This window comes from Microcoleus sp. Pol11C3, assembly GCF_036701485.1.
Lineage (GTDB): Bacteria > Cyanobacteriota > Cyanobacteriia > Cyanobacteriales > Microcoleaceae > Microcoleus.
This window is the reverse complement of record NZ_JAUBQW010000196.1, coordinates 1-8,156: the sequence shown is the minus strand read 5'-3', so window position 1 is coordinate 8,156 and position 8,156 is coordinate 1. Positions and strand designations below refer to the sequence as shown.

Sequence of the window (8,156 nt, the reverse complement as noted above, 5' to 3'; positions counted from 1 at the left end):
GCTCCTTATTTTTTTACCTTACCATTCTCTCAAACCTTTGTCCTGTTTAGACTAGAGGTGCCTTGTCACCCGCTAAGTTGCGGAACTTCCTTCTTTCGGCACAACCACAAAACAGAAAAAAACCCGGTTTCTTGGATAAACCGGGTTTCTCAATACCCTCCAAGTTTTATGATTAAGAAAGTTTTAATTGTTAACTCAAAACTCTCACCACTCAAAACTCAAAACTATTGAGAATTCTGCAACGCAGTTTTTTCGCGATCGATCTTTAAAATCAAGACACCCAAAGGCGGCAAACACAAGTCGATCGAATAAGGACTGTTGTGGAACCACCACTCATCAGTCCATTTGCCTCCCAAATTCCCCATATTGCTGCCGCCGTACTCCCGTGCGTCGCTGTTAAACAACTCAGTATAGAAACCCGGTTCCGGCACTCCTACTCGATAGTGAGAGTGCGGCTGCGGCGTAAAATTGCACACCGTCACCACAAACGCGTCGCCATCCTTCTCTCGGCGCACAAAAGCCACTACGCTGTGCCGATTGTCTGTGCAATCAATCCACTCAAACCCATCCTCAGCAAAATCTTGACTGTAAAGTGCCGTTTCGCTGCGGTACAAATTGTTCAAATCCTTAAAAAACAGCTTCAACTTTTGGTGCGGATCGAATTGCAGCAACTGCCACTGCAAATCCCCCCAAACGTTCCACTCGTGCCACTGGCCAAACTCCATGCCCATAAAGATCGTTTTCTTTCCGGGATGAGCAAACATAAAAGTAAACAAACACCGCACGTTTGCAAACTTTTGCCATTCGTCCCCTGGCATTTTCCCGATGATGTGGGCTTTGCCGTGCACTACTTCATCGTGGGACAAAGCCAGCATGAAATTCTCGCTGTGGTTGTACCACATACTGAAAGTTATGTTGTTCTGGTGGAACTGGCGGAACCACGGATCCATGTGGTAATAGTCGAGCATATCGTGCATCCAACCCATGTTCCATTTCAGGTTGAAGCCCAAACCGCCTACATAGGTCGGCCAAGATACCATCGGCCAAGAGGTAGATTCTTCGGCGATCGACAGCGCCCCTGGGAAATAGCTAAAAATGACGTGATTAGCCTGCCGCAGAAAATCTGCCGCCTCGATATTTTCCCGACCTCCGTACTGGTTGGTCAGCCATTCTCCGGGTTCGCGGCAGTAATCCAAATACAGCATCGAGGCCACCGCATCTACGCGAATCCCGTCGATGTGGTACTTGTCAAACCAGAACAGAGCGTTTGATACTAGGAAATTCCGCACTTCGTTGCGGCCGTAGTTAAATACTAGGGTTCCCCATTCTTTGTGCTCGCCCTTGCGGGGGTCGGCGTGTTCGTACAAGTGAGTTCCGTCAAAGAAAGCCAAACCGTGGCCGTCTTTGGGGAAATGTCCCGGTACCCAGTCCACCAGTACGCCAATGCCGTTGGCGTGGCACTGGTCAACAAAATACATGAAATCTTCAGGTTTGCCGTAGCGGGAAGTTGGGGCGAAATAACCGGTTACTTGATAGCCCCAAGAACCGTCGAAAGGATGTTCGGCGATCGGCAGCATTTCGATGTGGGTGAATCCCAAATCTTTGACGTAGGGTATCAGCCGATCGGCCAATTCCCGGTAAGTCAGAAAGCGCGCCCCGGGATTCAGTTCCGAAACCTGCACGGCGGGTTCTATTTCCCCATTTGGTAGCACGGCGGGTTCGTCAGTAGCGGCGTGCAGCCAAGAACCGATGTGGCATTCGTAAACCGAAACCGGCTGCGTCAGTTGGTCTGTGTGCCGCCGCTTTTCGATCCAAGCGCTGTCGTTCCAAGTGTAGGTGTCTAAGTCGGTGACAATTGATGCTGTTTTGGGCCGCACTTCTTGCTGGAAACCGTAAGGGTCGGACTTTTCGTAGGGATGTCCGTCTTGGTTTTTCACTTCGTATTTGTAGGAAGTTCCCACGGATAGTCCCGGAATAAATAATTCCCAGATGCCGTTTTGCGATTTCCGCATTTGATGTTTGCGGCCGTCCCAATAGTTGAAATCTCCTAAAACAGAGACATTGCGAGCATTCGGAGCCCAAACGGCAAAATATACTCCTGTGATGCCGCCTACTTCGGTGAGGTGCGCCCCGAGCTTTTCATAAATCCGGTGGTGGTTGCCTTCTGAGAATAGGTGCTGGTCGAATTCTGTGAGTTTGGGCGATCGAAAGGCGTAGGGGTCGTAAATAAAGCGCTCGTGTTCTCCTTCTTTGACCCGCAGTTGATAGTTTGCTAGTTCTGGGGTTTCGATCGTACATTCAAAAAAGTGAGGGTGATGCTCTGATTTCATCGAGTATTCAGCCCTGGCCTCCGGCAAAACTACCGATACCGCATCCGCATTCGGCAGATAAGCTCGGACGACCCAGACTTTTTTGCCATTTTCTTCGATCGCGTGGGGGCCTAGCACTTCAAATGGATCGTGGTGCTGATTCCAAACAATCCGGTCAATCTGTTCAAAAGGGACGGTCGCGGGCATAAAACTAATTACCTCTATCTTTTGACTAAATGGCTTTCAAAACCTAGAGCGGCGCTCCACTTTACATTTCGATACATTTTTAATCGCTAATCGTACCACTGATTAGCATGATTTTCCTGCCGCGGCTCCAGTGGGCGCCTTTGCGCGCACTGCAGGCAATGTTATTACCTTGCCGGCGCCCGAGCTGGGGTTTTACTGCTAACTTCTAAGTATAGAAATATTAAAACAAATTGAAAAATTTATATTTTATCCCAAATACCCTTGACTTTTTATCAGATATGTGATAAAGAATATTTTCTAGGCTCTTGTCGATTTGCGGCTGCCGGAAGGTCAAGGAGAGTAAGTGTTGGGAAGCAGCTAATCATTTAGTTGAAATTTTCAGGCAGGGACGATCGCCCAATCGGTAGACTTTCAAATCCAGGAGGCTGGGTTTCCCCACAAAGTCCGTGAATTTGGGAAATGCCATCAAACAGCCAAGGATGCTCAACTCGGTATTGTGGAATCAAAGCTAAAGGACTCAGCATGGCGACAGCAGCAAGCAATATCTGCCATGCTCAAGGCATCGCCTACCAAACTAGCACTATCCTACAAGCTACGGTGCAATAGGTTTAAAGCAGCACTCAGACGCAACTGGAGCGAGTTTTGCCGAGGCAGGGTTAATACCGAACTGGCGTGGCGCCAATATGAATCACTAAACGGGTTCAAAACAGATGGGTCGATTTGCTTGCCCGCACCGGCGTGAAACTCTTAGTCAACAAATCGAGTAGCAATGCCGATACTTTCATCGAGCCAGTCTTCGATGATCCAAGCCTCAGCTTGCTTTTTAATCGTCTGTGGGAACAGCGACGGGGAAGGCAAGCGAGACTCGATCGAGTGCAAAATTTGCGTCGAGTCTGCGAGATCCTCCGGTTTACCTTCGATTTGAGGCACCAGCACTGGCAATGTCCTCAAACATCCTGTCACAGGCTTGAGTTTCCAAACGTGCAGGCCGGGAGTCAAATTTTCAAGTTGAAAGGGAATGCTCTTGTAACGCAGCGAATCACCGGACTTTGCTGCTGTAAGGGGACGTAGTGAACTTGAGTAGTAAAAGCATTAGACAATTACTAACACCCAACTTGAGACCTAGACCTATGAGATGAAAAAATGCGAGGAGCGAACGATTTTTCACCTGGAGGCTAGGCTCGTTGGGCAAACACTCTCGGATCGCCCTAGTTAAGGCTTTTTAGGAGCAGGGGTAGTAGTTGCACCAGCCCCTGGAGTGGCTTTTGGAGTTACCTTCGTTGGTGGAGAAGAAGCAGGAGGAGTAGTGGTAGTAGTGCCGCCCGGAGTGGGGTTAGTGCCACCACCGTTGCCGGCATCACCTCCGCAGGCGCCGAGGGCTACTGCCAAGCCCACTACCAAAGTCAAACGAATTAATCCCTTGTTCATAAAAACTCCTTAACATTGAAAACCCATCGCAAGGAAGGGAATAGTTTACTTGAGAAACAATGCTGGCACGAATAGCTCAACGATTCGCTCGTTGATTACAATACTGCATTTATTAATAAATTTCACATAGATTATCGCTAACCAGCAAAGATTTCTTTTTTTTGGGCAAATCCTGAAGTCAAAGAGACCAGTGGTAGGATGGGTTGGTTGGCTTGTGAGGTATCTTTGGTAAGGATAACCGATTGAACCCAGATGGCTACCACTGGCGATCGTCGAGACAAAAAACTTTTAACCTCAATTAAGCTGAAGCTACCCCACTTTACGTATTGGTGAACTCTATGACCGCTGCTATCAGATCCCCGGATTCTCCCCGCTCCCGATCGGCCCGCAAGCCCGCTGCTGGCCCTGCCAAAAGCAAAGTTACTTCTATTGCCCGAGCTAGGCGGGCGAAGACAGGGCCGGTATTGCCCAACTACTCGCCAGCAGACGAACAGGCTCAGGCTCGGTCGTCCGCATCGGTGATCAAAGTGCTGCCAGATCGCCAGCAGCAGCCAGTGTGGTTGCGATCGCTCCTGCAGGCACAGCGCGCCTCCTCAGTGGCAGCACTTATGCTTTTGGGCGGTGCTCTGAGTCTCTACGGCTTGACAGTTTACGGCGAGCAGCGCTGGAGTCAGGAGTATCAAAAACTGGAAACTCTGCGCCTCCGGGAACAGCAATTGAGTGCTTCTAGTGAAGTCTTGAAACACCAACTTGCTAAAGAAGCCCAAAATCCCGAAACCGGTTTGGCTCCGCAGAATCCTGGGGACACGATTTTCTTGCAGCCGGCCCCTGAAACTCGATCGCCCGTGGCGGCACCAAATTCTGAACCCGCTCTCAAGAAGGGAGCCGGTGTGGAAACACCACTTGGCTATTAAGCCTGTGTCAAAGCGTAGAGTGCCCGAGGGCCTGAGTGTCCGAGGGCCTGAGTGTCCGAGGATATAATTTCCTTTTTGACTTTTTTGCAAGTCGCGATCGATTTTCTGCTTCCAACCGGAAGTTACAAATTAAAAATAATTAACACCCCTTCAAAAAACAGAATGCAACTGTAGGTCTGAGCCAAACCCTGATAGGGACTGCTCATTCCCAAGTCGTGAATTTTATCTTTTAAGATTTAAGTTATAAATTATAAAACGCTTTAACCAATAGTCCGGACAGTTTTCAATCACTAACGGCATAATGAGGGTTTCAGCCTTCTCAGTGAGGTCAAATGCTAACGGTAGAATGAGGGTTTCAGCCTCGGTCTCAAAAACTGTCCGGAGTATTGTTTAACCAGCTATTGAATTTTTAATGCCATGAGCTACGACCCTCGTTTTGACCGCTACAGATCGCCGAATTTCAAACGCCCAAAACAGGCGGGCGATTCCCTACGGGATAGCTTCGCCGCGCGTACTGGGTGGGAAAAACCAGACAAACCTAGACCTTCGGGCAGTTTCGGCCGATCGCCACAACAGACGGCTGCATCTTGGGGGCGGCCGGTGGAGCGTTTAAAGCGCAGCAAGTTCCGTTTGTGGGCCGTGTGGGCGGTTTTGATGCTGGGGGGGCTGGGGCTGGCTGTGAATTTGTTTTATTTGCAGGTGACGCGGGCTCCGGCGCTGCGTAAACAGGCCGAGCAGCAGCAAACTCTCAAAACGAAGCCGTTTGTGCCGAGACGCCCGATAGTTGACCGCGCGGGGAATGTTTTGGCGATCGACAGAGAGGTGTACACGCTCTACGCTCACCCGAAGTTGTTTAAGCACTCGAAGGCGGAAATTGCTGCTAAGTTGGCTCCGATGCTGGCGATCGAACTGAGTCCGGGCACTACGTCGGAAACTGAATTGATACGCAGGTTTAATCTTGCTGAAAGCGGTATTACAATTGCCGATTCTCTGCCTCAAGAGGTTGCCGATCGCATCGCTCAGATGCAAATTAAAGATAGTCTGGTTGATGGCTTGGAGTTGCTGCGGCAGCAGCAGCGTTTTTACCCGCAGCAGGAGTTGGCGGCGGATATCCTCGGTTATGTGGACGGGGAACGGAAGGGACAAGCCGGGGTGGAATACAGCCAGCAGAATTTGTTGGAACGATCGATGCCGTCGATTCAGTTTAGCAGGTCGAGCAATGGGAATTGGGTTCCCGATCGGCTGACGGCGGGATTTGTGCAGCTTGATGACTTGAAATTGCAATTGACGATCGACAGTCGCTTGCAGCGGGCTGCCCGAATTGCCCTCAAGGAAAAAATGAAGCAACACGATGCGAAGCGGGGCACGGTGATTGTAATGGATGCCCGTAACGGGGAATTGCTGTCCGTTGTAGCAGAACCTTCTTATGACCCGAATCAATATTTTAATTTTGATTTGTCGCGCTATAAAAATTGGGCTGTAACTGATGTTTATGAGCCTGGTTCGACTTTTAAAGCGATTAATGTGGCGATCGCTATGGAAGCGGGTGCAGTGAAACCTAATACTGTGTTTAATGACGAAGGTCGGATTTACATGGATGGCTGGACTATCCAAAATTCCGATTACAAAGTCGTAGGGGCGCGTGGCCCTTCGACTGTTACGGAGATTTTGAAACATTCTAGCAATGTGGGGATGGTGCACGTAATGAGAAGTATGAAACCTTCTCTTTACTATCAAGCTTTAGAAAAACTCGGACTCGGACAAGGTGCGGGAACTGATTTGCCTTTTGAAGTAACCAGTCAGCTTAAAAATCGAGAGCAATTTATTAACTCTCCGGTGGAAGTTGCTACTACGGCTTTTGGGCAGGGTTTTTCGATTACTCCGATGCAGTTGGTGCAGCTTAATGGAGCTTTGGCTAACGGCGGCAAGTTGGTGACTCCTCACGTTGTGCGGGGACTTTTTGATAGGGAGGGTGAAGCTTATTGGAAGCTTCCGAGGCCGGTCCCGAAGCAAGTTTTTTCGCCGGAAACTACTAAGCAGGTGTTAGAAATGATGGAAACTGTGGTTGATGGTGGTACGGGGAAAGCTGCACAAATTCCTGGGTATCGGATTGCTGGAAAAACGGGTACGGCTCAAAAAGCTAAGGCTGGTGGGGGTTATTCTGACAAGGCGATTATTACTAGCTTTGTGGGGATCATGCCTGTGGAGGCGCCTCGGTATGTGGTTTTGGCGGTGATTGATGAGCCGAAGGACGGTTCGGGGGGTACGGTGGCGGCGCCGATTGTGGAGTCGGTGATGGAGGCGCTGATTTCTATTGAGAAGATTGCGCCGAGTAAGAAGTAGTTGATGATTATATCTGAGATGTGGCGTCAGGAATTGACCTCGAATATAAGCATTGACAACAGGGCTATTGACGACACGGCAGTGCCCTTGGACTAACCCAAAATAATCGTAGCTTGCGGGGCGGCACGCCATCGCCCTGTTAGTAACAATATCTTTTGTTTTCGTTGCGTGTTGATTGTCTGTTGGAGGTGCGCTTATGTCCTAGGAGGGTGGAGATGATGATGCAGCGTTGGCTGTTTCTTAAGTTGGGATGATATAGCGTTAGGGTTCCTTTTGCTCTGATACTTGTTAGGGTGCAGTCGTGGTCGCTTCGTGATACGGGGCAACCTCGGTAATTGAACATGACTCGCCTGATTGTTCCTTTTTCTTTTTCCTGGTTGCTGTCATTTACTATGAGCACTGTTGTTTCATTTTTATCTATTTGAATTTGCGGTTCTAACTCTTTCCATTGACTGGCTGGTATTTGGGCTGGGGTAATGTCGGCTGGGTGGACTGCTACTTGTACGTTTTCTCCTACTTCTTTGAAGCTGGCTTGCCATGAAACTTTGTCGCGTTTGGCGTTGCTGTGGGCAAGTTCCATTGCCCAATAAGCCCGATCGACTGATACCTTCAAACGGTGGTTGTTGATGAACATCAGCCAAGAGGGGGTGACGATCGCACTAAATATTCCTATGATTAAAATAATTATCAATAGCTCAATCATTGTAAAACCTGCGGCAGGTGTAGTGGCTCTGCCTTTGAGCATTTTATTTATTGACACGTAGATGCACTCCCTGATATTTTGCTGGGAAAAAAATAGCTAGGAGGTGCTATTTTTTCTTGCGTATATTTTAACTTTTGGGTTTGGTGACTGTGTAGATCGGTATTTACTGAAAATTTCTTAGCGGGTGACAAGGCACCTCTAGTCTAAACAGGACAAAGGTTTGAGAGAATGGTAAGGTAAAAAAATAAGGAG

At 48.9% G+C, this 8,156-nt stretch carries 7 protein-coding genes; 2 read left to right on the top strand and 5 right to left on the bottom strand.

The features are described from left to right. Positions 1-224: 224 nt before the first annotated feature. The 4 genes from glgB to QUA40_RS26495 all read right to left on the bottom strand — a co-directional run bounded on the left by glgB (position 225) and on the right by QUA40_RS26495 (position 3,944). Positions 225-2,516, bottom strand: a complete 2,292-nt coding sequence (gene glgB / locus QUA40_RS26510) for a 1,4-alpha-glucan branching enzyme (RefSeq protein WP_333131411.1) — start codon at positions 2,514-2,516, stop codon at positions 225-227. A gap of 365 nt (positions 2,517-2,881) precedes the next feature. After that, on the bottom strand, positions 2,882-3,040 hold the full coding sequence (locus QUA40_RS26505; RefSeq protein WP_333131409.1) for a hypothetical protein: 159 nt from the start codon (positions 3,038-3,040) through the stop codon (positions 2,882-2,884). 223 nt (positions 3,041-3,263) lie between these two features. Then, entirely contained in the window at positions 3,264-3,515 is a 252-nt protein-coding gene (locus QUA40_RS26500) for a hypothetical protein (RefSeq protein WP_333131407.1), read from the bottom strand. Positions 3,516-3,728: 213 nt separating this feature from the next. Next, positions 3,729-3,944 carry a serine protease gene (locus tag QUA40_RS26495; protein ID WP_333131405.1) on the bottom strand — a complete coding sequence of 72 codons (216 nt, stop codon included), beginning with the start codon at positions 3,942-3,944 and terminating at the stop codon, positions 3,729-3,731. 338 nt (positions 3,945-4,282) lie between these two features. On the opposite strand from QUA40_RS26495, the gene QUA40_RS26490 reads away from it, so the two are divergent. Together QUA40_RS26490 and QUA40_RS26485 are read left to right on the top strand one after the other, a co-directional pair. Then, a complete protein-coding gene (locus QUA40_RS26490) occupies positions 4,283-4,858 on the top strand; it encodes a hypothetical protein (protein WP_333131403.1) in 576 nt (191 codons plus the stop codon). A 417-nt stretch (positions 4,859-5,275) separates the two neighbouring features. Then, entirely contained in the window at positions 5,276-7,201 is a 1,926-nt protein-coding gene (locus QUA40_RS26485; protein ID WP_333131401.1) for a penicillin-binding protein 2, read from the top strand. A gap of 139 nt (positions 7,202-7,340) precedes the next feature. Here QUA40_RS26485 and QUA40_RS26480 read toward each other — a convergent pair whose 3' ends face one another. Next, the gene (locus QUA40_RS26480) at positions 7,341-7,946 is read right to left on the bottom strand and encodes a prepilin-type N-terminal cleavage/methylation domain-containing protein (RefSeq protein ID WP_333131399.1); all 606 of its coding nucleotides are present in this window, start codon (positions 7,944-7,946) and stop codon (positions 7,341-7,343) included. Positions 7,947-8,156 lie beyond the last annotated feature (210 nt).

Excerpts from the sequence above, each read along its gene's own strand:
- glgB (WP_333131411.1), bottom strand. The coding sequence starts at position 2,516 with ATGCCCGCGACCGTCCCTTTTGAACAGATTGACCGGATTGTTTGGAAT.
- QUA40_RS26505 (WP_333131409.1), bottom strand. The coding sequence starts at position 3,040 with ATGCTGAGTCCTTTAGCTTTGATTCCACAATACCGAGTTGAGCATCCT.
- QUA40_RS26495 (WP_333131405.1), bottom strand. The coding sequence starts at position 3,944 with ATGAACAAGGGATTAATTCGTTTGACTTTGGTAGTGGGCTTGGCAGTA.
- QUA40_RS26490 (WP_333131403.1), top strand. The coding sequence starts at position 4,283 with ATGACCGCTGCTATCAGATCCCCGGATTCTCCCCGCTCCCGATCGGCC.
- QUA40_RS26485 (WP_333131401.1), top strand. The coding sequence starts at position 5,276 with ATGAGCTACGACCCTCGTTTTGACCGCTACAGATCGCCGAATTTCAAA.
- QUA40_RS26480 (WP_333131399.1), bottom strand. The coding sequence starts at position 7,946 with ATGCTCAAAGGCAGAGCCACTACACCTGCCGCAGGTTTTACAATGATT.